Source organism: Ectothiorhodospira variabilis (assembly GCF_022227625.1).
Lineage (GTDB): Bacteria > Pseudomonadota > Gammaproteobacteria > Ectothiorhodospirales > Ectothiorhodospiraceae > Ectothiorhodospira > Ectothiorhodospira haloalkaliphila.
The window spans coordinates 227,577-253,387 of sequence record NZ_JAJNAO010000002.1 but is presented as its reverse complement, the minus strand read 5'-3'; the positions used below and the strand labels follow the sequence as shown (position 1 = coordinate 253,387).

The following is a 25,811-nucleotide window of genomic DNA, read 5'->3' as shown; positions in this document are numbered from 1 at the left end:
ACAGCACGCCAAGGAGTCACCTGATGTCCAACCTGACCACGCCCATGGACGAGCGCCTGCAGGCCTACATGCGCTCGGTCTCCCTGCGGGAGCCCGCCTTGTATCGGTGCCTGCGGGAGGAAACCGCCCATATGCCCGAACACAACCTGCAGGTGGCGCCCGAGCAGGGCCAGTTTCTGGGCCTGCTGGTGGAGTTGCTGGGGGCGCGGCGTATCCTGGAGATCGGTACCTTCACCGGTTACAGCGCTCTGTGGATGGCGGGGGCCATGCCGGAGGATGGTGAGCTGGTCTGCTGCGACATCAGCGAGGAGTGGACGGCCATCGCCCGTCGTTACTGGGCCGAGGCAGGGTTGGCCGACCGCATTGACCTGCGTCTGGCGCCGGCTCTGGACACCCTGGATGGGCTATTGGCGGACGGTCAGGCGGGTCGGTTCGACCTGGCCTTCATTGACGCCGACAAGGCCAATTACGTGAATTACTATCGGCGCTGTCTGCGCCTGATGCGCCCGGGCGGAGTGGTCTGCCTGGACAACACTCTATGGGGTGGCCGGGTGGCCGACCCGAACGACCACGAACCCGATACAGAGTCCATTCGCGCCTTCAACGCCCTGGCCCACGAGGACCCGGGCGTGACGGTGAGTCTGGTGCCCATCGGCGACGGCCTCACCCTGGCCCGCAAGCGCTGAGGTTGTCTCAGGCGAGCTTGCGACGCGTGTGTCGGGGCTGCAGTGGCTTGATGAAGATCTTTGAATTTCGCTGGATGTTGTACATCTGCTGCCGGCTGATGGGCAGGGACTGGATCTCCCCGGGCTCGAACCCCCGCTCCCGGAACCAGTGGGCGGTGCGGGTGGTGAGCACGAACAGCCGGGTGATGCCCAGGTGGCGGGCCTGGGCCTCCAGGTGTTCCACCAGCATGTCGGCGCGACCACCGCCCCGATGTTCGGGGTGCACGGCCACGCAGGCCACTTCCGCCACGGCCTCTTCCGTGGACGGGTACAGGGCGGCACACGCCAGGATCATGCCGTCCCGCTCGATGACGTAAAACCGCTCGATCTCCAGCTCCAGTTGCTCCCGGGAGCGGCGCACCAGGATGCCCTCCACCTCCAGGGGCTGGATGAGTTCCAGGATGCCGCCCACATCCTCGATGGTGGCCTGGCGCAGGCGTTCGTAGTTCTCCCCGGTGATCAGGGTGCCTGCCCCCTCGCGGGTGTAGAGTTCCATGAGCAATGCGCCGTCCCGGCTCCGATCCACCAGGTGCACCCGTTCCACCGATTGCCGCGAGGCGCTGATGGCGCATTTCAGGTGCAGGGCCAGTTCCTCGGGCAGGCGACGACGACCGTTCAGGAGCGCCTGGGCCTGGTCAGCGGTCATCTGGGTGATGGGACGCCGGTTGGCGTTGCGCAGAGCAGGGGTGTCGCTGAAGAAGATGAGCTTGTCGGCCCCCAGGGCGGCGGCGGCGGCGGTGGCCACGTCCTCGGCGGTGAGGTTGAAGATCTCGCCCGTGGGGGAATAGCCCATGGGCGGCAGCAGGACCATGTCGCCGGCTTGCAGGTGGTGTTTCATGCCCTCGGTATCCACCCGCCGGACTTCGCCCGTGTGCTGATAGTCCACACCATCACGCACGCCCAGCGGGCGCGCCGTGACGAAGTTCCCGGATGATACCCGCACCCGCACGCCGGACATGGGGGTGTTGGCCAGCCCCATGGACAACAGCGCCTCGATCTCTGCGCGCAGCGAGCCGGCTGCCTCCTTGACCGCCTGCAGGGCGGAATCGTCGGTGAGCCTCAGGCCGTTCACGTACTGTATCTGTGCCCCCCGGGCCCGCAGGCGTTCCTCGATCTGCGGGCGCGCCCCGTGCACCAGGACCAGTCGCACGCCCAGGGTCTGCAGGATGGCGATATCGTGCAACAGGGCGGCAAAGCCCGGTTGCAGGGCTGCCTCGCCACCAAAACAGATGACGAAGGTGCGTTCCCGGTGGGCGTTGATATAGGGGGCGGCGTCCCTGAACCAGGCGACATGGGGGGATGTGGGGTTTTTCTTCAAGGCCATCAGGTCCTTAGGCGGTGCGAGCGTATGCGGCACGATCATAAGCAATTGCACGCCCCGCTGCCAAATACCGGCGCGATCCGCCTGCGGGCAACCGGTGAGTCAACGCGCTGTTCGGCGGAAGTCACGCATGGATGCAGAATCGCTGGATCAGGCCGCGCAGGATCTTCAGCATCGGTTCGATGCGGTCCAGGGCCAGGTATTCATCCGGTTGATGCGCCTGCCGGATGTCGCCGGGGCCCAGGATCACCACGTCCATGTCCATCTGGCGCAGGAAGGGGCCTTCCGTGCCGAAGGCGACCGCCTCGGCGGCATGCCCGGTGAGCTCCTCGGTGACCCTCACCAGTTCACTGTCGGCGGGTGTTTCCATGGGAGGGACGCCCGGAATCAGGCGGAAGACCTCGTGATCCAGGCCCGTATCCTGCAGGGCCTTGTCCACGCGCTCGGTCAGGGTTTGGCGCAGTGCGTCGGGCTCCATGCCGGGCAGGGGGCGCAGGTCGATATGCAACTCGCATTGGCCGCAGATGCGGTTGGGGTTATCACCGCCGTGTATGTGACCCAGGTTCAGGGTGGGTACCGCCACCTGGAACTGCGGGTTGCGATGCCGGGCCTGGAGTTCGTCCCGCCAGGCCAGAACCTCGCCCATCACCCGATGCATGCCTTCCAGGGCGCTGTTACCCAGGCTGGGGTCGCTGGAATGCCCGGCCTGCCCCGTCACCCGGATGCCTTCCATGAGAATGCCCTTGTGCATGCGCACGGGCCGCAGGTTGGTGGGTTCGCCGATCACCGCCTGGCGCCCCAGGGGTTGTCCGGCTTCAGCAATGGCCCGGGCCCCGCGCATGGAGCTTTCCTCGTCCGCCGTGGCCAGGATCACCAGCGGGTGTCGGAAATCTTTTGGGTCAAAACCAGCTGCAGCCTCCAGGGCCAGGGCCAGGAAACTCTTCATGTCGCAGCTGCCCAGGCCGTACAGGCGGTCGTCACGGACGACCCCCTGGAAGGGATCCTGGGACCACAGGTGAGGATCGCAGGGCACGGTATCGGTGTGCCCTGCCAATACCAACCCGCCAGGCCCTTTGCCCAGGCTGGCCACCAGGTTGGCCTTGTCGGCCACGCCTTCCAGGTGCCTGACCTCCACCCGAAAGCCTCCCGCCTCGCACCAGCCAGCCAGCTCGTCGATCAGCGGACGGTTCCCCATGTCGTGGCTCGGCGAGACGCTGCTCACCGAGGGGATTTCGATGAGGCGCTTGAGCATGTGCATGAGCTCGGGCTGGTGCATGGCGGCGCTCCGGATGGATTCCCTTCCAAGATACGCCCCCTGCCTCAGCGCAACAATGCGAAGCCAGTCGCGATCTGTTGAGAGTGTATCAACGATGTAACAGGTGAAACTTTTTCCCTGCGGAGCCCGCCTGGATGGGGTTTGCGGCGGATTCGATCATGTGCTTATGCCTTGATGTGTAACAGCACCTGAACAGGTTGCGGCCGCAAAAGTGTGCACTTGTGGGCATTGATGAAGCTGGCGCATTGCAGGGTTCTGGTTTTTCGACCTTTTTTTATGTTGGCCTGCTTGTTGCTGAGGATGGGTCACGGACTGGTAAGGCCCTTCGCCCGCCGGCCGGACGACAGCTCACGTGAGGAGGAATGATTTCATGATGACGTTCAAGAAGACCGCGATCTCCGCCGCAATTGCCCTGGCCTTCGGTATGTCTGCCCCCGCTTGGGCAGACGCGAACAACACCGGTGAGGGGGAATTTGGGGATCAGACGGCGAATTTTGCTGCTGACTCCTACAATCAGACGGATTCCAACAATTGGACGGATTCGGGCAACGATAACAGTTCTCACGATAACTCGGACAACAGCATCAATACAGCTGACTCGAACAATGACAATTCGAATCACAGCACCAATACGGCTGACTCGAACAATGACAATTCGAATCACAGCACCAATACAGCTGATTCGAACAATGATAACTCTGATCAGAGTGTTGCATGGTCAGATTCGCAGAATGACAATTCTGCCGTTGCCGATAGCAATAATGACAACTCGGTGATGAGTGACAGTAACAATGACAATTCCGACCACAGTCAAAGCTGGGCGGACTCGAATAATGACAATTCAGATGCGAGCACTAGCCTAGCAGACTCCCAGAACGATAATTCGGACAGCAGTACCAATCTGGCCGACTCCCAGAACGACAGTTCCGATAACAGTATCAACTGGACTGATTCCCAGAATGACAATTCGGACAGCAGCACGAATCTGGCGGATTCCCAGAACGACAGTTCGGATAACAGCACCAACTGGGCGGATTCCCAGAATGATAACTCGGACAACAGTGTTGCTGATAGCTACAACACTGTAGATAGCAATAACGACAGCTCGGACAACAGTCATAACTGGGCTGACTCGAACAATGACAACTCCGATAACAGTGTTGCCGATAGCAATAACGACAGCTCGGACAACAGCACCAACTGGGCTGATTCCCAGAATGATAACTCGGACAACAGTGTTGCCGATAGCAATAACGACAGCTCGGACAACAGTCACAACTGGGCTGACTCGAACAATGACAACTCAGACAACAGCGTTGCCGATAGCAATAACGACAGCTCGGACAACAGCCATAACTGGGCTGACTCGAACAACGACAACTCCGACAACAGTGTTGCCGACAGTAATAACGACAACTCCGACAACAGCATTGCGGACAGCTATAACGACAACTCCGACAACAGCGTTGCCGACAGTAATAACGACAGCTCAGACAACAGCCACAACTGGGCTGACTCAAATAACGACAACTCCGACAATAGTGTTGCCGACAGTAATAACGACAACTCGGACAACAGCATTGCGGACAGCTATAACGACAACTCGGACAACAGTGTTGCCGACAGTAACAACGACAACTCGGACAACAGTGTTGCGGACAGCTATAACGACAACAGCACCTACACCGACAACAGCATCACCGATTCCTTTAATATCGGTTCCATGGTGGTGAGCGAGAACGACCTCAGCGGTGCGGTGACTGACACCTATGTGTACATTGAGGCCGACTCCTCGTACACCGCTTACAACACCATCGGTGAAGGTGGCCTGAGCAACTCCGCGGGCATCACCCAGGTGTCCCAGAACAGTGGTGCAAACAGCCTCACTCAGCAGCAGGTGTCCGTGCAGGCGCACCTGGGTCTGGGCCAGTAGTCCCCATACCTGAAGTCTGTTGAGAGGTGATCGGGGGCAGCGGGCAATCGCCCGTTGCCCCTGGTTTCAGGCCAACTCCACAACCCTGGAGGTGAAGGGTGATGGTCGCGAAGCAAGGTGGCAGACAGGGGAGGAGGGTTTTTCCTCTGGCTTTGATGGTGTTGCTTGCAGGCACGTCGGTGGCCCACGCCGGTTCACTGGACCTGCCGGAGGCAGTGGCAGCTGAAGCCCTGGAGGATCAGCGGGCCATGTACAATATTTCATCGGTGCAGTTGGGGCAGATGACCTCCAACGCCCAGGTGTCGAATACCCATATGCAGGGGGCCTTTGCCAGCGGAGACAACGTGCTGGGGGCAGGGGCCTTTGATCACGCTCAGGGAATCAGTACCGTGATCCAGAATTCGGGTCATAACGTGGTCATTCAGGAATCCCTCATTCTCAATGTCAATGTGGCGCCGTGAATCCATCATGAAGCTCGCTGGCAAGGGAGGTTACAGCTGTTCCCATGCGAGCCTCATGGCATGGACGCTGGGGGTGCTGGCGCTGGTCATGCCGCATGCCGGCCTGACATCGGGCATGGTGCACATTCCGGGCGCCATGGGTACACACGAGGTGTCGGTGACCAGTCTGCAAGGCATGCGCTTCAAGAGGGTGGTGCGTCAGCAGTATGATTTCAGTTGTGGATCGGCCGCACTGGCCACGGTGCTGACCTACCACTATGGTCGCCCCACCCGGGAGCGGGAAACGTTTGACGCCATGTACGAGATGGGCGATCAGGCGCGCATACGGCAGCAGGGTTTTTCCATGCTGGATATGAAGCGTTACCTGGCGACCCAGGGCCTTGCTTCGGATGGTTTTCGAATCCCGCTGGAAAAACTCGAGGAATTGGGCATACCCGCCATCGCCCTGGTGGATATCGAGGGCTATCGCCATTTCGTCGTGGTCAAGGGCATCAAGGGTGACCGGGTTCTTGTGGGCGACCCCGCCCTGGGGGTGAAGGATTACAGCCGGGCCGAGTTTGAGGACATTCGCAGTAACGATATCCTTTTTCTGATTCGCGACCGGCTGGACCTGGGTCGTGAACATTTCAATGCCCCGGTGACCTGGGAGGCCCTGACCGCGCCCCCTTATGGCACGGCTTTGGCGCGTGACGGGCTGGCGGATTTTCTTCTGGCCCTGCCACGTCACTCTGACTGGTAGCCGAGGTGCAGGCGGACATGCGATCCCTTTCCGAGTTTCAGGTTGGTGCACGAGGCAAGGTGACGTGTTGCTCGCCCCGGGCATTCCTGTATGGGCTGGTGATGGGCCTGAGTCTGGTGGCAACGCCGGTTCTGGGTGATTGGCCTGCTCCTCTGGACAGCGGGGCCGCGCCGGGTGGATCCGATCCGCTGGCGATGATGAGTTGGGCGCTGGTGCCGGACCATGAGCTGGCCGAGCAGCGGGGCGGGCTGATCCGCCGTGATGGCTTTGAGCTGGCGCTGGGTATTGAGCGTACCACCGCCATCAATGGGGAGGTGGTGGCCCATACGGTGCTCATGGATCACTCGGGTCTCCGACCCAGGGTCGCCTCGGGCGGTATCCACATCCAGAATGCCCTGGATGGTCTGGCCGTCCAGGCGCTGTCCGGTTCGAGCTGGACCTCCATTATTCAGAACCAGCTCAGCGATCAGATCATCAGCAATCAGACCACTCTGAACGTGGACCTGTCAGGCATGAACCTCGATCGCATGGACATGCGGCGCGTCATGGATGCACAGATGATTCAGGGCTTGCGAGGCTACTGAGCCGTTCTATTGCCGTCACCTGTCAGAATCGCATGGGGATGCGCAGTGTGACCTGGGTGTCCGGGGCGGCTGAAGTGGCTCCAATGCCCACCGACAGGTTCATGCTGGTGCGGGGGGAGAAGCGGTGTGACAAGCCCCATAGGAAGGTGCCTACCTGAATGCGGTCGAACGAGGGGTCCAGCGGCGGGGCATTTTCATAGCGGGTTTTGAATACCATGCTGTGGTCGTAGCCCAGGCTGATGGAGGTCTGATTGTTCAGGGCAATACCTGTACCCACGCTGATGCCCAGGGCGTCGCCTGGGTTGATCCTGCCGATGTCATCGCCTACATCCCGCTCGATATTCCAGAGGTAGCTGATGTTTCCGTAAATCACCGCGGGGTCGGTGGGGTAGGTCATGGTGAGGCTGGGCTGGATGGCCCAGAAGCCCGAGCCTGTGGGCTGTTCAATGAATATCTCCGTTATGGGACGCCCGTCGTCATCCTCGATAAGTTCCCGATCCACGTCGAACGGGGAGGTGCCCGTGGGCGCTTTCACGCGCAGGTTGCCGATGAAAAACGGCTTGCCCGTCACGGCCCGGTTGAATTGGTAGTGCAGGGCCAGTTCCACATCCCCAAGGCCGTGGCCATCGGAACCGGTGACCTGGTCGGCAGAGGTGCCCACCAGGACTTCCCGCCGACGCAGCGATTCATCCCGCCAGACGTAAGGTATACGAATACCCACTTCCATGCGATTGGACAGGCCATAGCGGAAGGAAAGCGCTGCGGTGAGCGTGTCCCTTTGGACTTCGGTCAGGTCGATCAGGCCGATGGCGATGGCCGGCAGGATGGTGAACCCGTCGATGGCCACCGTGGTGGATGAACTGTGCACGTACTGCAGCGACGGCTCCACCACCCAGCCCCCCTTGGGGGTGAGCAGACCGCGCTCCTGGAACACCGCCGCCACGTCCGGCTGGGCCTCTTCCTGGGGCGGCCTCTCACCCACCTCTTCTGGCGGCTGTCCCTGGGCCCAGGCTGCTTGAGTCAGCAGCAGTGGCAAAGTGGAGCAGGCAATTGCCAGGCGTTTGCGGGTGAATCTCATGACCTTGGGGCTCCCTTGTATGGATGTTCCAGCGCGGCAGTTATCGGGCGGGCACGTTGAGCGATGCCGTGTTTGCCTTGCCGTTCGGGTCTCTAGCTCTTGACTGCCGCTTGCCCCTGCAGGGGGATTTCGTGACGTCGAGCCAGCCGGTAGAGTGTGATGCGCGAGACGTTCAGGCGACGGGCAGCCGCCGAGACGTTGCCCTCGCAGGCCCGCAGGGCGCGGACAATGGCGGCGCGTTCCGCCTCTGCCCGCACCTCCTCCAGAGAGGCCTGGGGCAGGGTGTTCTCCAGTGCGTCCTCGAGCCCCAGATCCTCGGGCTGGATGAAGCGGTTCTCGCACAGCACCATGGCGCGCCGCACGCGATTGATCAGTTCCCGGACATTGCCGGGCCAGTGGTGCTGGCGGATGGCTTCCAGGGCGGACGCGCTGAAACCCTTCACGCGGGCGTTGCGGTCGCGTGCGAAGGCCTGAAAGAAGTGATGAGCCAGCAATACGCCATCCCCGTCCCGTTCCCGCAGGGGTGGCATCTCGAAGTGCAGGACGTCCAGGCGATAGAACAGGTCCTCCCGGAATCGCCCTTCCTTCACTGCCTCCGTCAGGTTGACATGGGTCGCAGCCACGACGCGCACATCGACCTTCTCTTCATGATCGCTACCCACCTTCTGCACTGTCTGGTTCTGCAGGAATCTGAGCAATGAGGCCTGTACCTCCAGGGGCAGGTCACCGATCTCATCCAGGAACAGGGTTCCACCATGGGCAGACTGCACCCGGCCACCTCGGGTGCGATGGGCGCCCGTGAAGGCCCCGCGCTCGTGCCCAAACAGCTCCGACTGAATGAGCGAGGCCGGCACCGCGGCGCAGTTGATGGCCTCGAAGGGGCGGCCTGCCCGGGGGGAGGCCTCGTGCACGGCGCGGGCCGCCAGCTCCTTGCCAGTGCCGCTCTCACCGGTGATCAGCACCGGGGCGGCGACGCGGGCCACCTTGGAGATGGTGCGGCGGATCTGATCCATGGGTGGACTCTCGCCGGTGAGAGGGTCCTTCTGATCAAGGGAGTTGCAGTGCACGTCGGAGTGCATGAGCAGCTCAGCCATGCCGAAGGCATGCCCCAGCACCACCTCCAGGCGATAGGTATCCACCGGGAGGGAGTGGAAGTCATAGCACCAGTGGCGCAGGATCTCGCGAACACGCGGGTCCCAGAGCAGGTCTGGTTCCACCAGTGCAATCCACTCCCGGGTACCATGCTGTTGCAGGAAACGCTCGAGGGCGGGCAACTGGTTCAGCAAATCCTGCCTGAGCGGGAATACCCCTATCATCACGCTGGGGTCCCTGAGGATTGCTTCCGCCTCGGCGAGGCAGGGGACCACCAGGATCTCCCAGGAATTCGTCAGATCAGGTGGCTCTGTGTGTTCCGAGAGGTCCACCCAAAGAAGTCGGTGTGCTTTTATCGCACCTGAGTCCACGCCTGATTGCCTGCAATCCGCTTATCCTTAACTTGATCAGCATATCTCGTGCCGTAAACTGAGTTGCTAATGAAATCAGAGTGTTGAGCGTTTTTTGGGTATGCATCCTGGCGTGTGCTGTAAAGAAATTTGACGATTCAGCCATTGCTGCCGGCATGATCAGCCCCGGCCTTTCAGGCTTCTCCCGGCGAAGGCTCCACGGGGCGATCCGACCTTGTTACCGTTGCAGATACTCGGAACGGATCGGGTGCCGGTGTAGACTGTGCGCCATCAGCAACAATCTTCGGAATCACCCCATGCCCCAGTACAGATCTCGCACCACCACCCACGGACGCAACATGGCCGGGGCCCGCGCCCTGTGGCGCGCCACCGGCATGAAGGACGGGGACTTCGACAAGCCGATCATCGCCATCGCCAACTCGTTTACCCAATTCGTGCCCGGGCACGTCCACCTCAAGGACCTGGGACAACTGGTGGCGCGGGAGATCGAGAAGGCCGGTGGCGTGGCCAAGGAATTCAACACCATTGCGGTGGACGATGGCATCGCCATGGGCCACAGCGGCATGCTTTATTCCCTGCCCTCCCGGGAGGTGATCGCCGACGCGGTGGAGTACATGGTGAATGCCCACTGCGCGGATGCCCTGGTGTGCATCTCCAATTGCGACAAGATCACCCCGGGGATGCTCAATGCCGCCATGCGTCTGAACATTCCTGTGGTGTTCGTCTCCGGCGGCCCCATGGAGGCGGGCAAGGTGCGCCGCGGCGAGCAGGTGATCAGCCTGGACCTGGTGGATGCCATGGTGGCAGCGGCCACGCCTGGGGAGAGCGATGAGAGCGTGATGGAATATGAGCGCTCCGCCTGCCCCACCTGCGGCTCCTGCTCGGGCATGTTCACCGCCAATTCCATGAATTGCCTGACCGAGGCCCTGGGCCTGTCGCTCCCGGGCAATGGCTCCCTGCTGGCCACCCATTCGGGTCGTCGGGATCTGTTCCTGCAGGCCGGTCGTCAGGTGGTGGATCTGGCGCGGCGCTACTACGAAGGTGACGATGACTCCGTGCTGCCCCGCTCCATCGCCAGCATGAAGGCCTTCGAGAATGCCATGAGCCTGGATATCGCCATGGGCGGTTCCACCAACACGGTCCTGCACCTGCTGGCGGCGGCCCGGGAAGGAGAGGTGCCCTTCACCATGGAGGACATCGACCGGCTCTCCCGCAAGGTGCCCAATGTCTGCAAGGTGGCCCCGGCCACCCAGAAGTACCACATGGAGGATGTGCACCGGGCGGGCGGAGTCATGGCCATCCTGGGCGAACTGGAGCGAGGTGGTCTGATCCACACGGAGGTGCCCACGGTGCACAGTCCCAGCATGGGACAGGCCCTGGATGAGTGGGATGTGGCACGCACCACGCGATCGGAAGTGGCCCGGGAGCGTTACCTGGCGGCCCCAGGCGGGGTGCCCACCCAGGAGGCCTTCTCCCAGTCGCAACGCTGGGACGACCTGGATCTGGATCGCGAACAGGGTTGCATCCGCAATGTGGCCCACGCCTATTCCCGGGACGGGGGGCTGGCGGTACTGGCGGGTAATCTGGCCCTGGACGGCTGCATCGTCAAGACCGCGGGTGTGGACGAGAGCATCCTGAAATTCTCCGGTCCGGCGCGGGTGTTCGAGAGTCAGGATACGGCGGTCGAGGCCATCCTTGCGGATCAGATCAAGGCAGGGGACGTGGTCATCATCCGCTATGAAGGCCCCAAGGGTGGCCCTGGCATGCAGGAGATGCTCTATCCCACCAGTTACCTGAAATCGAAGGGACTGGGCAAGGACTGCGCCCTGATCACCGACGGGCGCTTTTCCGGGGGGACCTCGGGACTGTCCATCGGCCATGTGTCTCCGGAGGCGGCCGAGGGGGGGGCAATCGGTCTGGTGGAAGAGGGGGATACCATCGAGATCGATATCCCGGCACGCAGCATCCGCGTGGCCGTGGAGGATGCGGAGCTGGATCGCCGGCGGCAGGCCATGGAGGCCCGGGGCGAGGAGCGGGCCTGGCAGCCGGTGAGCCGCCAGCGGGTGGTGAGCCAGGCCCTGCAGGCCTATGCCCTGATGGCCACCTCGGCCTCACAGGGCGCAGTGCGTGATCTTTCCCAGTTGAAGCTCAAGCGCTGAGGTCAGATCTCCACGGTCTGTCCCAACTCCGGCACCCGGGCATCGCGTTTGGCCCGGGTGCGCAGGGCCTCCGCAAGCGCCTCCCGGGCCTCGGGTTCCCCGTGCACCATGTGGAACACCGGCTGGTTCTTGAAGGCCCCGGCCCAGTCCAGCAGAGCCGACTGCCCGGCATGGGCGGACAGCCCCCCCAGGGTGTGGACCTTGGCGGCCACCGCCAACTCGTTGCCGAGCACCTTGATCCTTTTGGCTCCGTCCACCAGTTTTCGTCCCAGCGTGCCTTGTGCCTGAAAGCCGACGATGACCAGGTGTGTCTGGCGGCGCCACAGGTTGTACTTGAAGTGGTGGGTGATGCGTCCGCCATTGCACATGCCGGCACCGGCTATGATGATGGCGCCCCCTGTGATCTGGTTGATGGCCATGGATTCTTCCACCCGTCGGGTGAACTGCAACTGGGGCAGATAACGCTGGAGATCGCCCCCTGATGCCCGGTCCAGTTCATCCATGTCGGCGCCATTGAGCAGTTTGCGGCGTCTGGCGTAAAGCTCCGTGACCTGGATGCCCATCGGGCTGTCCAGAAAGACCTTCTGCTGAGGCAGGCGCCCTTGATGATGCAGTCGGCCCAGGTGGTAGAGCACCTCCTGGGTGCGACCCACGGCAAAGGCGGGGATGAGCACGTTACCGCCGGCCTCATGGGCCTCTTTCAGGATGCCGGCCAGTTCTTCGATGGTCTCTTCAAGAGGGCGGTGATCCCGGTTGCCGTAGGTGCTCTCCAGCATCACCAGGTCGGCATGGGTGAGACGGGCCGGCGTGTTCATGAGCACCGAGTCCGGATTGCCCAGGTCTCCGGAGAAGACAAGATGACGGGAGCGCCCGCCGTCCTGGAGGACCATCTCGACGATGGCCGAACCCAGGATATGTCCGGCATCGTGGAACTTGAGCTGGATGTCCTTGCCCACCGCCTGCAGGTGGCCATAGTCCACGGCGCAACACTGGTCCAGGGCGGCTTCCACATCGTCCATGTTGTAAAGCGGTTCGATCAGATCCTTGCCGGCGCGCTGGCGCCATTTGTTCTCCCATTCCACATCCTTGGACATGACATGCGCGGAGTCCCGCAGCATGATGTGCAACAGGTCCCGGGTGCCGGTGGTGCAGTAGACGGGGCCCCGGTAACCATCCCTCACCAGCTTGGGCAGGAGGCCGGCGTGGTCCAGGTGGCCATGGGAGAGGACGACCGCATCCACGCTGTCGGCCAATGCCTTGAGGGAGGCCTGGTTGGCCTCGCCGGCCTGGCGTCCGCCCTGCTGCAGGCCACACTCCAGCAGCAGACGGGTGGTTTCGGTCTCGATGAGGTAGCGCGAGCCGGTGACTTCGCCGGTGGCGCCCAGGAAGGTGAGCTGGGCCATGGCAGGGCCTTGATCGATGGGCTTGCACCCAGCCTACTCCCGCTCAGCGCGGGGTAACAGGGGCCTGGGTCAACGCTCGCGCCGGTAGAGCAGGTCCATGCTCTGGGCCTCGCTGCTGGAGCGGGTTTCAAGGCTCAGGGTGCGGGTGAGCTGGTAACGCAGCATGACGGTATTCACCCGATCGAACAGGCCCACGCTGTAGCGCAGGAACAGGCGCGGCGAGAGATACTTGCCCATCATCAGGGCCGAATCCTCCAGTTCCGTGCCCGTGTCCACGGTGAACTCGTCCAGGCCCACCTCCTGACCGATGCGGTCGGTGATGAAGCCACCTCTTTCGATGCCGAACATGGCCACCGCCGACACGATGTCGGTGGCCTCTCCCTCGCCTGCGCCCGACAGGGGGCGCCCCGTCACCAGAAAGGCCAGGGCATCGCTGTCCTCCATGGGGGGCTCCGAGAAGACCCGTGAGCGGGGCTCTTCCAGGGTGCCACCGATCTCCAGCCCCACGACCACGTCGTAGGCGGGCACACTTCTGGACGCCCGGATGTTCAGCCCCGGGTTCTCCGGCGGACCCTGGAATACGATGATGCCCCGTTCCACGGTCAGGTCCTGTCCGTAGGCCTTGTAGCGGCCCTCAGCCACGCGCACTTCGCCCACCAGTCTGGTGGGCCTTCCCGGCGAGTCCTGCACGGCGATGTCGCCGGTCAGGCGGGCCTCCAGGCCATAGCCGCTGATGCGCACGTCATCTCCCAGGATGACCCGCACCCGGGCGATCACCACCAGCGCCTCACCCGCCTCTTCCTCGTCATCCAGGATCAGCTCGTCCCGGGAGACGGATACCGCCTGGGGCGGCAGTTCCACCAGTTCCACTCGTGCTTCGGGAATCTCCACCTGACCGGTGACGATGGCCCGCTGGCCGATGAGGGTGATGCGCAGATCCGGGCTGACCAGGGCCTGCACATCGGGGCGACGCGCGGCCTGGAAACGATCCCCGCGCACGTTGATGATGATGGGCATGTCCCCGTCGGCCAGCTGCACCTCGCCATCCACCTCCAGGGCGCCGGGGCCGGAGCGCATGTCACCCGCGAACACCAGGCGTTCCAGGCCCTCGTTGCGCAGCTCCAGATTCAGGGCCTCCACGGTGATGCCCGCCTCGGTGATGAAGGCCGTGCCCTCGGTGAGGGTCAGCAGGCCCTCGATGCGGGGATCCGCCGTGGTGCCGCCCACGGTCAGGTCCACACGCAGGCGCCCGCCGGGGTCTGTCACCTGGGGAACCAGCGGCATCAGCCAGCGGAATTCGTCCAGGGCCACCTGGACGTCGCCGTCCAGGTCCAGGTCGCCGTCGTCCCGTTGACGGGCGTCCAGTCGGCCGTCAACCTGTCCGCCCTCCAGAAAGCCCAGCGCCAGGCGCGCGGTGATGTCCCGGTCCTCAACGAGCAGATCCACCTGGCCGTCCTGGTAGGGGATGATGTGTTCCTCGTCGTCCAGGTCCCGCAGACGCAGCTCTCCGGCGCTGGGCTCCACCCGTGCCTCGAGCCATAGCTGATCGTCCAGGCGCAGGCTCGCCGTGGCACCCAGCGAGCCGTCAATCCGCAGGTTGGGGGGCAGGAAGGGGGTCAGAATCTGCAGGGAGAGCTCGGTCAGTTGCAGGTCGGCTGCGGCCCCCGCCTCGGCGGACCAGTGGCCGTCCAGACACAGGCGACCCTCGTTCTGTGCCAGGCAGAGGCTGTCCTCCAGGCCTGCCGCATGGGGAGAGGCATGGAGGCCTACGGCGGTTTGCAGCTGCCAGGCACCTGCCTGGGGCTGATCCAGATCCAGGCGGGTGAGCTGGCCCGCCCAGGCGGGGCCCTCGTCCAGGGCGCCTTCCAGGGTGAGCCCCAGTTGGCCCTGATCCGCCTCCAGGTCCAGGTTGATCTCATGGGCCTGCGCGGTGCCACTGCCCTGCAGGCTGAGGCTGCTCAGTTCCAGGTCCTGCCCAAGCCGCAGGTCGCGAGCCTCCAGGTCCAGGCGCAGGGGGCTGTCGGGACTCACCCCGGCCTCCAGGTCCAGATCCAGTCGAGCCAGGGAGAGATCCCCCAGGCCCAGGTCGCGGATGTCTGCCCGGGTGGAGACCACCGGGGCCTCCAGGGGGCCGCTCACCTGTCCGCTGGCGTTCACCCGACCTTCCAGTCCCGGCCACAGAGCAGGCAGGTCCGGGGCATTGAGATCAAAGTCCAGTGCCAGGGTGTCGCTCACCCGACCGCGGGTGCTCAGGCGGTTCTCGCCCACGCCCAGTCTCAAGCCGGGGGTGTTGAGGGTAGTGCCTTCGATGGCTACCTGCCCCTGGCCCGTCACGGGATAGTCACGCAGTTGACCCGCCAGACGCTGCAGGTCCACCTGCGCCACCACCCCCTGTTCCGGATCCAGGCGCCCCCGGGTGTGCAGGTCCAGGTTGAGGCGGCCGGTCAGGTCCGCCACGAACTCAGCGGGATTCAGGTCCCGTCCACGAACTTGTAGTGCCCAGTCCGGGGCGTCGACCCAGCCCAGGCGACCGGCCACTTCCAGGTTGCCGGCCGGACTGGTCACGGACAGGGGGGCCAGATTCAGGGATTCCAGGTTCCCATCGGCGGCGAGGGCCAGGTTTGCAGCCGGCAGGTCGGTGACCTGCAGGGCCGCGCTCAGACCCAGTTCATAAGCCTCCAGACCACCTCGCGTGGTGAGGGTGCCCGAGGCCACGGACAGGTGCTGTTCGGGTGCCAGATCCAGCTCGAAGGGTTCCCACTGGTGGGTCAGGTCAAGATTGAGATCGGTGATCGGTTGATTGATGCGACCCGCGCTGACCAGGGACAACGGACCCAGCAACCGATGATGGATTGTCAGGCTGTCCAGATCTCCCTCCAGGGCCAGTCGCCCGCGGGCGGGTTCGTCCGGCAAGAGCTCCCGGGCGGCCTCGGGCAGATCCAGTTGCCAGTCCAGCGACAGGGCAAGGGGGTAAGGTTGGGCCAGGGCCGCGCGACCGGAGGCCCTGGCCTGAATGTCGGGCGTCTGGACGTTCAGATCACGGATGAGGGCACGCTCGGCATCCAGGTGCAGGCTCAGGCGCACCTCATCCACGAGGATCGGTTCGGCCTGCTCCTGGGTGCGAAAGCGGATGTTCTGAATCACCCCTTGGGTCAGATCCACCGTGACCGGCATGGGGATGGCATCGGGCAGGGTGAAGGGCGCATCCGGGTCCGGCGGTGGCGCGTCGGGATCCGGTGTGAGAGTGAGCTCCAGGCCCTGGGCATCCAGTGCATTGATATGCACTGCCAGACCGGTCAGGGGCAGCAGTTCCATCTGCAGGTCGAGGCTTTCCAGGGACGCGTTCAGGGCCTCGTGGGTGTAGACCACCCCCTCGGCCCGCAGGCCGGTGAGCAGGGTGCCGCTCACCTGTTCGATGCGCAGTTCCCCCGGCACGAAGCCCACGCCCTGCTTGACCACCAGGCGGGCGCCGGGTTCGGTGGCCACCAGGGCCGTCACCAGGCCGGTGATCAGGGCCACCAGCAGCAACAGCACCACGACGAGGCTGATCAGGGCGCGTCGTATCACAGATCCATTCCCATGGTCAGGTGCAGCCGGAAGTTGTCATCGCCATCGGTGGGATGGGCGATATCCACACGAATCGGCCCGATGGGCGAGCGCCAGCGCACGCCGGCCCCGACGCCGTACTTGGCGTTGTAGTCGTCCAGGCGCTCGAAGGCGTTACCTCCGTCCACGAACACGGCGGCACTCCATTGACCGACGATGGGATATTCGGCCTCCACGCTGGCGGTGAAGAAATGCCGTCCACCGATCACCTCGCCGTCATCATTGGTGGGCCCCAGCTTTTGGTAACCGTAGCCGCGCACGCTGTTGTCGCCGCCGGCGAAGAACCGCACGGAACTGGGCAGCTCGGCAAATTCATCCACTGCCGTGGTGCCGGCATCTGCGCGGGTGAGCAGGCGTCCCTGGCCCAGGGGAGTGATCAACTTGGCCCGGCCCGTGGCCTGGCCGAAGGTGACGGTGGAGAGCAGGTCTTCGGATGCGCCACGCACGTTGGCGCTCAGGCGCCAGCCCTGGCGCGGGAAGATGGGGTGATCCGCCTGGATGCGTGACCATTCCAGACCGGGGGTCAATAGCCTTGAGGTGCCCCGGGTGTCGGAGATCTTGTAGTCCTCGTGCTCGTAGCGCAGGAAGCGGGTATGGGTCCAGCCCGAGGGTCTTTGCCGGATGTGGGCGACCCCCAGGGTGAACAGGTCACCGTCGGCGGTGTCGGTACTTTCGGTCTGAAAGCCGGCTGTGAGATCCAGTCGTTCCCGGGCCGGGTCCCCCAGGGGGATCTGATAGTTGAGGCCGATACTGGAGCGCACCGGTGACAGTTCCAGGTCTGCGCCATAGCGGTGTCCGGACAGATTGGCTCGGTGGTTTTCCAGGCCGAGGCGCAGCCGGGGGCCGATGTCCGTGCTCACCCCCACGCCAGCCAGATAGGACCATTTGTTGCGGGCGCCCAGGGTGGCCGTGATGGGGATTTCCAGATCTTCGGCATCCTCCGGGTGGGTATCCACGCGCACATCGGAGAAATAACCGCTGTCGATGAAGGCCTGCTGCAGCTGGATCAGGCGTCGACTCTCAAAGTCGCTGCCCTGCTGGAAGGGTACGAACTTCTGGACCAGTTCATCGTGGAGGATGTCCTGCTCCACGCTGACTGGACCAAAGCGGAAACGGGGGCCGCTGTCCATGTGCACCACCACATCGGCGGCCTGCTCGCTGACCTGAACCCGGATCTGGGTGGTGGTGAACCGGGCATCGAAATAGCCACGGGAGGATGCCAGCCGGTTGAGGCCACTCTTGATCTGCTCGTACTGGTTGTGGCGCAGGCGCTGGCCTTCGCGCAGGGGCAGGTTGCCCAGGAACTCCTGGAAGGCCGAATCCTCACTGGCGGCACCGGTCAATGCCACATCCATGGAACGGATGCGTACCGGCGGACCCGGGTCCACCCGGACGTTCAGTCGCCAGCAGTCGTCGATGCGTTGGAAATCAATGTCGATCTCCGGGCTGTAATACCCCAGGGCCCGCAAGGCGTTGCGGGCATCCTCCCGGGCCGCCCGCACCAGCGGGCGTTCCCGCCAGGGGGGCAGGTCGCATCCCTCGCGGGCAAGACCCAGGTGGGCGCGAATGTTATCCCGAATTTCACTGTCGCCGCCGGAGATCTCCACCCTGGGGCTGCCCCAGGCACTCGACGCCATCACCAGCAGTAGCACGGCCGCGAACGCCGACGTCAGCCGGGTCCTGGGGCGTGGCCGTCGCGAGGGATGGATGGAGACTTCAGGGATGAGGGTGGGTGTCATGGGGCGATTGGGGATCCTTTTCCATCGGACACCGGGAGGGTCGCTTGGTTCACGTGGAAGCGGGGCCGGGTCCTTGGTGATGATGCCAAGGATAACCCATGGGCATGGGGTATGCCTCCTGCGGGGCCACTCGCGGTTTACCGCGCTGACCTCGCAGGGGGCAGGGGCTTCAGCCCTGTAGCTGGCGTCTCTGCAGGTTGCGGGGGTCGTGACGGCGATGGTTGAGGATGACCACCACGCCCTGGCGTTTGCCCTCGGGCAGGGACTGTACGATGGCACGACCCAGATGACGGGGCAGGCGCTCGAACAGGCGGGCGACGGTGTAGGTGGGCAAGCCGCCTGCCAGGCGAACGGCATCCTGCTGGGGGATGTGCTGGAGAACACCGATCTGGGATGACTCGGCCAGTTTCAGAAACCGGGTACGGGCAGTCTGGTAATGCCCTTGTCTAACGGCCCGGTCCACAGTCTGCAGTGCGGGGTCCTGGCGCTCATCAATCCAGTGGATGGCCTGGTTGCGGCTGGTTTCGAAGTGGTCATTGGCCTTGGTCATCATCTCGGTCATCTCATCGTTTCCTTCTTGCCCGGGGGCGTGCTGCGCGGTCTGGCGGATATGGCAACGGGCGGAGGGTGGGGAGAGATGATCCCGACATCAATGCCATACCCCCACGGGACCGGCCGGGCCGGGCGTGGGGACGCGAAGTCGGGGGTCGGGCTCTCCCGTGCGTGCCGGATGGCGGCGCCTGGGGGAGGGCCCGGGAAGGTCAGATGACCATTGCGGGGCGCTCGTCCCGATGGACGCTGCACACCATCCTGGGCAAGGCCGGAAGGGCCGCCGCGCGTGTGCCGTTTGTACTGCAACTGTCCATACGAGAGGTGAATCCTCTATTGCCTCACAAAGGCCCCCGGGCAGGGTTTTCAACCTGCACGGGGATGCGGACGGGGTGGCCAGGGGCCAGGGTTCGCATCCCTCCGGGAACGGGCGCCACCATAACGCTTCGGGACGCATTTTTGAAGGGTTTTAAAGGGCTTTTTTCATGCCATTGGTCTGCCCTTCAAAGCCATGCCCGGCGGTGATATGTTCATGCCTCCTCCCACGGACCAGGGAAGCCCTTCGATGCCCATGGATGTGCCTGCCAGACAGCCCCATCACACCCCTTTATCCCGGGTTGTCCCGGATTTGACCTTGCGCCTGACCCTGGGCGGCCTGGATCTGCCCGTCGTGGCCCTGCGGCTGCGCGAGGGGTTGTCCCGTATCACCCGCATGGAGGTGGAGGTGATCCATGCCGGATCGGCATGTCTGGAGCGTCTGGGGGCGTCGGCCCGGTTGACGCTGTCTGCCGCCCCCGGCCCTGTGCGTGAATGGCAGGGCATTCTGATGGCCTGTCGCCCCAGTGGTCTGGCTGGGGATGTGGGGCGGCGCTGGCGCCTCACCCTGCGCAGCCGCCTGGCGGGACTGACCCTGCATCGCCACACCCGCCTGTTCGCCGGTCTGGATGCGGTGGACCTCGCCCGTGAACTGCTGGATCCGCTGGGGGTGGCGGTGGATGCCCGGCACCTCACCCTGGATCACCCGCGTCGCGGGGCCATCCTGCAGGCGGACGAGAGCGACGCCGATCTGCTGTTTCGGGTGCTGGCCCGGGCCGGTATTCACACGCGGCTGGCCGTGGTCCAGGGAATGGAGACGTTGCGACTGGCAGACGGCCTGGATGCGAACCCGCCACGGGTGCTGGACTGGCTGGGATCACCCGGGGGGTGGGGGGATCGAGCCCCGGGGGTTTTCAGCGTCCGGGAGCATCATCGCCAGGTCTGCCGGCAGGTACGGGTTCGGGGTCGGCTGGCAGATGGCCGGCCCTGCGAGGCCCTGGCGGATACCGGGCATGGCGAAGGGATTCAGGACCATCCGGGCTGGGGGCTGCATGACAGCCAAAGCCTGGAATGGCGTGGACGTATCCTGGCCCAGCGAGAGGCCTGTCGGGCTCGTACCGTGTTGCTGGAGACCACGGTGCAGGATCTGCAGCCCGGAGACCGGGTGCGGATATCGGCCCCGGACCACCCCTCAGTCCCCCCGGGGGTTTGGCGTGTGGAATCCGTGCTGCATCGGGCGCGCTCCGATGCGTCGGGTCGATGGGCTTATTGCAATCGGGTACGGCTGTGCCCCGGGGATATTCCCTATCGACCCGACGAGCCCCGTCGTCACGGGTCGTTGCCGGATATGCTGCAAGCCCGGATTCAGGGATTGAACGTCCCGGACCTGGATGAGGCCGGGCGCCAGCGGGCCCGCGGGCTGTTCGAGGATGCGGGCCTCGTGGAGCCCGACAGGAGGGGCCGCTGGGGGCGCCTGACCCCTTACGTCGCTCCACCTGGGCAGGATGGCCGGGCCAGTGGCTGGCATGCGCCGCTGCATCCTGGTCAACCCGTGAGCCTGCTGATTCTGGGCGGTGATCCGGATGGCTTTGCGGTGATCGCCGGCGCCGGCTTCGATGGGGCCCATGCCAATCCGGTGAACGGCCCGGATGACACGACGAACCGCTACCGCAGCGCCAGCGGTCACACCCTGCTGATGGACGATCGGGAGGGGCGGGCGCTGCTGAGGTTGTTCACCCGCAATGAGCAGCATTTGCTGGCCCTGGATGCCCACGCGGATGCGGCCATGCTGTCCCTGATCTGCCGGCAGGGGGCGCTGATTGCCACCACCGGTGGTTGCCTGCACATCCGGTGCGGTGGCGATCTGGAGGCGCGGGCCGGGGGGGATCGGAATGAGCGTGTGGCAGGCGAAGCCTCGGTTCAGGTTATGGGGCAATGTCTCCATGGGGCTGCGGCTGACTGGTGTGGGCGCGCTCGCCGCCACGTGGCCATGGTGACTGAAGGGGGGCTGCAGGTGACGGCCGCCCGCGAACTGAACCTCGCCAGCGGTGATCGGGTGGGCCTGGAGGTGGTCGCGGGGGATGGTCGCTGGCAGGTGCAAGGGGATGTGTACCTGTGGGCAAACCGGGATCTGCATATCCGATCCCGGCGTGGGCGCCCCATCGTCATCGGCACCCCCGAGGCGGGGATCACCCTGCTGCCGGCCCGTGGTGTGGTGATCCTCCATGGGCGAGCCATCCATCTGGCGGGCAGCGCCGTGCAGCTGCGGGGCCGGGTGGAGCATCACCTCAGCGGGGGAAGATGACCAGATGATTGAAGCCCAGTTTGAGGGGGATGCGTTCCCCCAGGGCAAAGTTGTAATGGGAGGGGGTCAGGCACAGCACCCGGGTGCCGCTGCCCAGCTGCAGGTTGTACAAAAAGCTGGCGCCACGGAAGGCCTTGTCCATCACTTCCCCGAAGATCTCGCTGTCGTCGTCGGGCATGATGTCGTCGGGCCTGACCAGGACATCCACCGGGGCCCCGGGGCTGCAGTCCTGGGGGACATTGCCGGTGATGGTGCCCAATTCCGTCTTCACCTCGTGCTCGCTGAGCACCTGGCCGGGAAGCATGCGGCCCTGACCGATGAAGTCGGCCACGAAGCGGTCACGAGGTTTGTGATAGAGGTTGTAGGCGGTATCCCACTGCAGTACCCGGCCGGCATGGATCACGGCGATGCGGTCGGCGAAGGCAAAGGCCTCGTTCTGGTCATGAGTGACCAGCATGGCGGTGATTTCCTCCTGCTTGAGGATGGCCCTGACCTCCCGGGCCAGGCCCTCGCGCAGTTCCACGTCCATGTTGGAGAAGGGTTCATCCAGCAGCAGCACCCGGGGGCGGGGTGCCATGGCCCGGGCCACGGCGATGCGCTGCTGCTGCCCGCCGGAAAGGGCATGGGGGTAGGCCTCGCCATAGCCATCCATGGAGATCAGGCCCAGAAGCTCCTTGACCCGCTGACGGCGCCGACCCGCCGTTTGGCCGCGGATGCCAAAGGCAATGTTCTCGGCCACGGTGAGGTGCGGGAACAGGGCAAAATCCTGGAAGACCATGCCCACCTGACGACGTTCCGGCGGCTGGGTGCGGCCCGGTCGACTCACCTCCTGGCCCTCAAGCCGGATCTGTCCGTCGCTGATGGGCTCGAAACCGGCGATGGAGCGCAGCAGCGTGGTCTTGCCGCAGCCGCTGGGGCCCAGCAGGCAGCCAATGACGCCGGTGTTCAGGTTCAGGGTGACATCGTGGACGACGTTGGTACCGTCGTAGCCCACGCTGACGTGGTCGATCTCAAGCAGGCGTGTCATGTCCGGGTCTTGAGCGGCTGATGGTGCGGCTGATCAGGATCACGGGGATGATCCCGACCAGGACGATGGCCAGCGCGGCGCTGGCCGAGTCTGCCAGGCGTTCATCCGAAGCCAGCTCGAAGGCGCGCACCGCCAGGGTGTTGAAGTTGAAGGGGCGCAGTATCAGGGTGGCGGGCAGTTCTTTCAAGACATCCACGAACACCAGCAGCAGGGCGGTGAGGATGCTGCCGCGCATGATGGGCATGTGCACGCGCCTGAGCACGGTGCGCGGCCCCGAGCCCAGGGAGCGGGCGGCATCATCCATGGAGGGCTTGATCTTGGCCAGGCCCGCCTCGACCGTGTTCAGCGACACGGCCAGGAAGCGCACGCAATAGGCAAACACCAGGGCCACCAGGGTGCCGGAGAGGATCAGTCCGGTGGAGATGCCGAAGGCCTCGCGCATGAAGCTGTCGATGGTGTTGTCGATCCAGGCGAAGGGCAGCATGATCCCCACGGCGATCACCGTGCCCGGGATGGCGTAGCCCATGCTGGCGATGCGCACGGCGGCGTTGGTGGTGCGGGAGGGGCCCAGGCGTTTGCCATAGGCCATGATCAGGGACAGGAACACCGCCAGCACCGCGGCGATGGCCGCCAGGGACACGCTGTTCCACACCAGCCCCAGGAACTGCGGCTGCATCCACATGTGGGTGGTCTTCAGGGCCCACTGGAACAGCTGCGTGGAGGGCACCAGGAATCCCAGCACGATGGGCAGCAGGCAGGCCACCAGGGCACCGATGCGGGCCCAGCCCGTGAGGCGATAGCGGGGCAGGCGGGAATAACGGGCACTGGTGTGATGGAAGCGGGCCCGGCGCCGGGAATAGCGCTCGAGCACGATCAGCACCAGGACGAAGGTCATCATCAGCGCCGCCAGTTGCGCCGCCGCCCCCGGGTCGCCCAGGCCGAACCAGGTGCGGAAGATGCCGGTGGTGAAGGTGGGGATGCCGAAATATTCCACGGTGCCGTAGTCGGCCAGGGTTTCCATCAGGGCCAGGGTGAGGCCGGTGATGATGGCTGGGCGCGCCAGCGGCAGGGCCACGCGCCGAAATCCCGACCAGGGGCTGGAGCCCAGGGTGCGGGAGACCTCCAGCACGCAGATGGATTGCTCCAGGAAGGCGGCACGGCTGAGCAGGTACACATAGGGGTAGAGCACCAGCGTGAGCATGGCGATGGCGCCCGAGAGGGAGCGGATCTCGGGGAACCAGTAATCGCCGTAGCCCCAGCCGGTGAGTTCGCGAATCTGCGTCTGTACCGGGCCGGCGAAGTCCAGCATGCCGGTATAGGTGTAGGCGATGATGTAGGCGGGCATGGCCAGGGGCAGGAGCAGGGCCCATTCGAAGATGCGCCTGCCCGGGAAGTCGCACATGCTCACCAGCCAGGCCGTGGGCACGCCGATGAGCAGCACCCCCACGCCCACGCCGAGCATCAGCACCAGGGAGTTGACCACGTAGTCCTGCAGCACGGTCTGCCGCAGGTGCTCCCATACCTCCGAGGCCGGTATGAACACGTGGGCGAAGATCACCAGGATCGGCAGGGCCAGCACGGCCGCGATCAGCAGCGTGCCAATGCTCCAGGCGTCCGGTCGCCGCCAGCGGGGACCAGACAGCGCCCCTCCGAGAGTGGCCAGGGCCGATTTCATGAAACGCTTGGATGATGGGTCATGGGTACGTGAAGCTAAAAGCCCGACATGTTAACGCGTTGCGGCCCGGATGACAGCCTGTTGTGCGGCGTCCGGGGGTGAATGCGGGCTTGCGGGCGGGGTGCCATCCAACCATCGAGATGGCCATGGACCCTATCACAAGTGCGGGAGAGGGATGATTGTGGGAGCCGGCCTGCCGGCGATGGGCTACTCACCCCTCAGCCCAATCCCTCTCCCCGCAGGGGAGAGGGGCTTGTTAGGTTGGTGCTTGAAAGTCAGCGCCAGTTCACCCGGTCCATCAGACGCACGGCTTCGGCGTTGTACTCACCCAGTCGACCCAGGTTGACCGAGTCAGCCTCGAATTCACCCAGGCTGGTGAGGGTGTCACTCCATTCCACGCCGGGCTTCACCGGGTATTCCTGGTTGGCCTCGGCATACCATTGCTGGGCCCGGTCGCTGGCCATGAACTCCAGGAGCTTGATGGCGTTGTCCACGTTCTGGGTATGGGTGATCAGGCCCGCGCCACTCACGTTCACATGGGTGCCCCGATCCTCCTGATTGGGCCAGAACACGCCGATGGCCTCGGCAGCGGCCCGCTCGGCATCGTCGCTGGAGTTGAGCATCTGGCCCAGGTAGTAGGTGTTGGCGATGGCGATGTCGCAGACACCGGCGGCCGCGGCGCGGATCTGATCCCGGTCGCCGCCGCGGGGTGGCTGGGCCAGGTTGGCCACCAGGCCCCGAGCCCATTCCTCGGTTTCGGCCTCACCGTTGGCGATGATCATGGAGGCCACCATGGACTGGTTGTACACATTGCTGGAAGAGCGTACGCAGATGCTGCGGCGCCACTGCTCGTCTGCCAGGGCCTCGTAGGTGGAGAGTTGCTCCGGGTCCACCTTGCCCTTCACATACATGATGGGCCGGGCGCGCATGGACAATCCGTACCAGTAGCCATCGGGGTCACGGTAGCTCTCCGGTATGGCCTCCTTGAGCACCTCCGACTCGATCGGACGGAGCACACCGGCCTCCTTGGCGCTGTGCAGGTTGCCCGCATCCACGGTGATCAGGACATCGGCGGGGGTGTTACGGCCCTCGCTGCGCAGGCGCTGCAGCAGGGCGTCGGCCCGGGCGCTGACGATGTTGACGCGAATCCCGGTCTTTTCGGTAAATTCATCCATGAGGGGCTTGATCAGGGCTTCCTGTCGGGCCGAGTAGACGTTCACCTCGCCGTCGGCCAGGGCCGGCAGGGGCAGGGTGAGCGCGGTCACGGCGGCCACGGCAAGGCTGGCCAGTGCGGTGATGGGGCGTTTGATCATGGACGGGGTCACTCCCTATCTTGAAGGTGCGGGACTCGGCTGTGGCCGAATTAAACAAGAACGATTGTTATTTTGTTTCGTGTCCATGTCAACAAGATCCGCATGGCGGTCTTCGTCAGCGCAGGATGTTTGCGGCATAC

18 protein-coding genes are annotated in these 25,811 nt (G+C 64.4%); 7 read left to right on the top strand and 11 right to left on the bottom strand.

Going from position 1 to position 25,811, the window contains the following annotated elements:
• Positions 1–23: 23 nt before the first annotated feature.
• A complete protein-coding gene (locus tag LPW30_RS03780; RefSeq protein WP_238623758.1) occupies positions 24–686 on the top strand; it encodes an O-methyltransferase in 663 nt (220 codons plus the stop codon).
• A 7-nt stretch (positions 687–693) separates the two neighbouring features.
• Here the strand turns inward: LPW30_RS03780 and argA are convergent, their stop codons facing one another.
• Together argA and argE are read right to left on the bottom strand one after the other, a co-directional pair.
• Entirely contained in the window at positions 694–2,049 is a 1,356-nt protein-coding gene (argA, locus tag LPW30_RS03775; protein WP_239680121.1) for an amino-acid N-acetyltransferase, read from the bottom strand.
• Between the two features lie 121 nt (positions 2,050–2,170).
• The gene (gene argE / locus LPW30_RS03770) at positions 2,171–3,322 is read right to left on the bottom strand and encodes an acetylornithine deacetylase (RefSeq protein WP_239680120.1); all 1,152 of its coding nucleotides are present in this window, start codon (positions 3,320–3,322) and stop codon (positions 2,171–2,173) included.
• A 985-nt stretch (positions 3,323–4,307) separates the two neighbouring features.
• Here argE and LPW30_RS16175 point away from each other — a divergent pair.
• From LPW30_RS16175 to LPW30_RS03750, 4 genes are all read left to right on the top strand, one after another.
• Positions 4,308–5,255 (top strand): hypothetical protein, encoded by a 948-nt coding sequence (locus tag LPW30_RS16175; protein ID WP_476588332.1) that lies wholly within the window; start codon positions 4,308–4,310, stop codon positions 5,253–5,255.
• A 155-nt stretch (positions 5,256–5,410) separates the two neighbouring features.
• On the top strand, positions 5,411–5,716 hold the full coding sequence (locus LPW30_RS03760; RefSeq protein WP_239680118.1) for a hypothetical protein: 306 nt from the start codon (positions 5,411–5,413) through the stop codon (positions 5,714–5,716).
• A gap of 55 nt (positions 5,717–5,771) precedes the next feature.
• Positions 5,772–6,455, top strand: a complete 684-nt coding sequence (locus LPW30_RS03755; protein ID WP_420796943.1) for a C39 family peptidase — start codon at positions 5,772–5,774, stop codon at positions 6,453–6,455.
• 17 nt (positions 6,456–6,472) lie between these two features.
• The gene (locus LPW30_RS03750; RefSeq protein ID WP_239680117.1) at positions 6,473–7,039 is read left to right on the top strand and encodes a hypothetical protein; all 567 of its coding nucleotides are present in this window, start codon (positions 6,473–6,475) and stop codon (positions 7,037–7,039) included.
• Between the two features lie 22 nt (positions 7,040–7,061).
• Here the strand turns inward: LPW30_RS03750 and LPW30_RS03745 are convergent, their stop codons facing one another.
• Together LPW30_RS03745 and LPW30_RS03740 are read right to left on the bottom strand one after the other, a co-directional pair.
• Positions 7,062–8,117, bottom strand: coding sequence for a transporter (locus LPW30_RS03745; RefSeq protein WP_420796944.1), 1,056 nt, complete (start codon positions 8,115–8,117; stop codon positions 7,062–7,064).
• A gap of 92 nt (positions 8,118–8,209) precedes the next feature.
• Complete coding sequence (locus LPW30_RS03740; protein WP_338018806.1) at positions 8,210–9,541, bottom strand: sigma-54 dependent transcriptional regulator; 1,332 nt, start codon at positions 9,539–9,541, stop codon at positions 8,210–8,212.
• A gap of 335 nt (positions 9,542–9,876) precedes the next feature.
• Here LPW30_RS03740 and ilvD point away from each other — a divergent pair, with 335 nt between their 5' ends.
• Positions 9,877–11,739, top strand: coding sequence for a dihydroxy-acid dehydratase (ilvD, locus tag LPW30_RS03735; protein WP_239680115.1), 1,863 nt, complete (start codon positions 9,877–9,879; stop codon positions 11,737–11,739).
• Between the two features lie 2 nt (positions 11,740–11,741).
• On the opposite strand, the gene LPW30_RS03730 is transcribed toward ilvD, so the two are convergent.
• The 4 genes from LPW30_RS03730 to LPW30_RS03715 form a co-directional block, all read right to left on the bottom strand.
• A complete protein-coding gene (locus tag LPW30_RS03730; protein WP_239680114.1) occupies positions 11,742–13,142 on the bottom strand; it encodes an MBL fold metallo-hydrolase RNA specificity domain-containing protein in 1,401 nt (466 codons plus the stop codon).
• Positions 13,143–13,211: 69 nt separating this feature from the next.
• Positions 13,212–16,709, bottom strand: coding sequence for a translocation/assembly module TamB domain-containing protein (locus LPW30_RS16105; RefSeq protein ID WP_239680113.1), 3,498 nt, complete (start codon positions 16,707–16,709; stop codon positions 13,212–13,214).
• The gene (locus LPW30_RS03720; protein WP_239680112.1) at positions 16,706–18,487 is read right to left on the bottom strand and encodes an autotransporter assembly complex protein TamA; all 1,782 of its coding nucleotides are present in this window, start codon (positions 18,485–18,487) and stop codon (positions 16,706–16,708) included. Before LPW30_RS03720 ends, LPW30_RS16105 begins: the two co-directional genes overlap by 4 nt.
• Before the next feature lie 169 nt (positions 18,488–18,656).
• Positions 18,657–19,049: a hypothetical protein gene (locus tag LPW30_RS03715; protein ID WP_025282822.1), complete on the bottom strand. Its 393-nt coding sequence runs from the start codon at positions 19,047–19,049 to the stop codon at positions 18,657–18,659.
• A gap of 621 nt (positions 19,050–19,670) precedes the next feature.
• On the opposite strand from LPW30_RS03715, the gene LPW30_RS03710 reads away from it, so the two are divergent.
• On the top strand, positions 19,671–21,656 hold the full coding sequence (locus tag LPW30_RS03710; protein WP_239680111.1) for a type VI secretion system Vgr family protein: 1,986 nt from the start codon (positions 19,671–19,673) through the stop codon (positions 21,654–21,656).
• Here the strand turns inward: LPW30_RS03710 and LPW30_RS03705 are convergent.
• The 3 genes from LPW30_RS03705 to LPW30_RS03695 all read right to left on the bottom strand — a co-directional run bounded on the left by LPW30_RS03705 (position 21,640) and on the right by LPW30_RS03695 (position 25,671).
• Positions 21,640–22,683 (bottom strand): ABC transporter ATP-binding protein, encoded by a 1,044-nt coding sequence (locus LPW30_RS03705; protein WP_239680110.1) that lies wholly within the window; start codon positions 22,681–22,683, stop codon positions 21,640–21,642. The two genes, LPW30_RS03710 and LPW30_RS03705, sit on opposite strands and share 17 nt — an antisense overlap.
• Complete coding sequence (locus LPW30_RS03700; protein ID WP_238623735.1) at positions 22,667–24,358, bottom strand: ABC transporter permease; 1,692 nt, start codon at positions 24,356–24,358, stop codon at positions 22,667–22,669. Before LPW30_RS03700 ends, LPW30_RS03705 begins: the two co-directional genes overlap by 17 nt.
• A 275-nt stretch (positions 24,359–24,633) precedes the next feature.
• Positions 24,634–25,671, bottom strand: a complete 1,038-nt coding sequence (locus LPW30_RS03695; RefSeq protein WP_239680109.1) for a Fe(3+) ABC transporter substrate-binding protein — start codon at positions 25,669–25,671, stop codon at positions 24,634–24,636.
• Positions 25,672–25,811 lie beyond the last annotated feature (140 nt).

Coding starts and splice junctions, on each gene's coding strand:
- LPW30_RS03780 (WP_238623758.1), top strand. CDS start 24: ATGTCCAACCTGACCACGCCCATGGACGAGCGCCTGCAGGCCTACATG.
- argA (WP_239680121.1), bottom strand. CDS start 2,049: ATGGCCTTGAAGAAAAACCCCACATCCCCCCATGTCGCCTGGTTCAGG.
- argE (WP_239680120.1), bottom strand. CDS start 3,322: ATGCACCAGCCCGAGCTCATGCACATGCTCAAGCGCCTCATCGAAATC.
- LPW30_RS03760 (WP_239680118.1), top strand. CDS start 5,411: ATGGTGTTGCTTGCAGGCACGTCGGTGGCCCACGCCGGTTCACTGGAC.
- LPW30_RS03755 (WP_420796943.1), top strand. CDS start 5,772: ATGGCATGGACGCTGGGGGTGCTGGCGCTGGTCATGCCGCATGCCGGC.
- LPW30_RS03750 (WP_239680117.1), top strand. CDS start 6,473: ATGCGATCCCTTTCCGAGTTTCAGGTTGGTGCACGAGGCAAGGTGACG.
- LPW30_RS03745 (WP_420796944.1), bottom strand. CDS start 8,117: ATGAGATTCACCCGCAAACGCCTGGCAATTGCCTGCTCCACTTTGCCA.
- ilvD (WP_239680115.1), top strand. CDS start 9,877: ATGCCCCAGTACAGATCTCGCACCACCACCCACGGACGCAACATGGCC.
- LPW30_RS03730 (WP_239680114.1), bottom strand. CDS start 13,142: ATGGCCCAGCTCACCTTCCTGGGCGCCACCGGCGAAGTCACCGGCTCG.
- LPW30_RS03720 (WP_239680112.1), bottom strand. CDS start 18,487: ATGACACCCACCCTCATCCCTGAAGTCTCCATCCATCCCTCGCGACGG.
- LPW30_RS03715 (WP_025282822.1), bottom strand. CDS start 19,049: ATGACCGAGATGATGACCAAGGCCAATGACCACTTCGAAACCAGCCGC.
- LPW30_RS03705 (WP_239680110.1), bottom strand. CDS start 22,683: ATGACACGCCTGCTTGAGATCGACCACGTCAGCGTGGGCTACGACGGT.
- LPW30_RS03700 (WP_238623735.1), bottom strand. CDS start 24,358: ATGAAATCGGCCCTGGCCACTCTCGGAGGGGCGCTGTCTGGTCCCCGC.
- LPW30_RS03695 (WP_239680109.1), bottom strand. CDS start 25,671: ATGATCAAACGCCCCATCACCGCACTGGCCAGCCTTGCCGTGGCCGCC.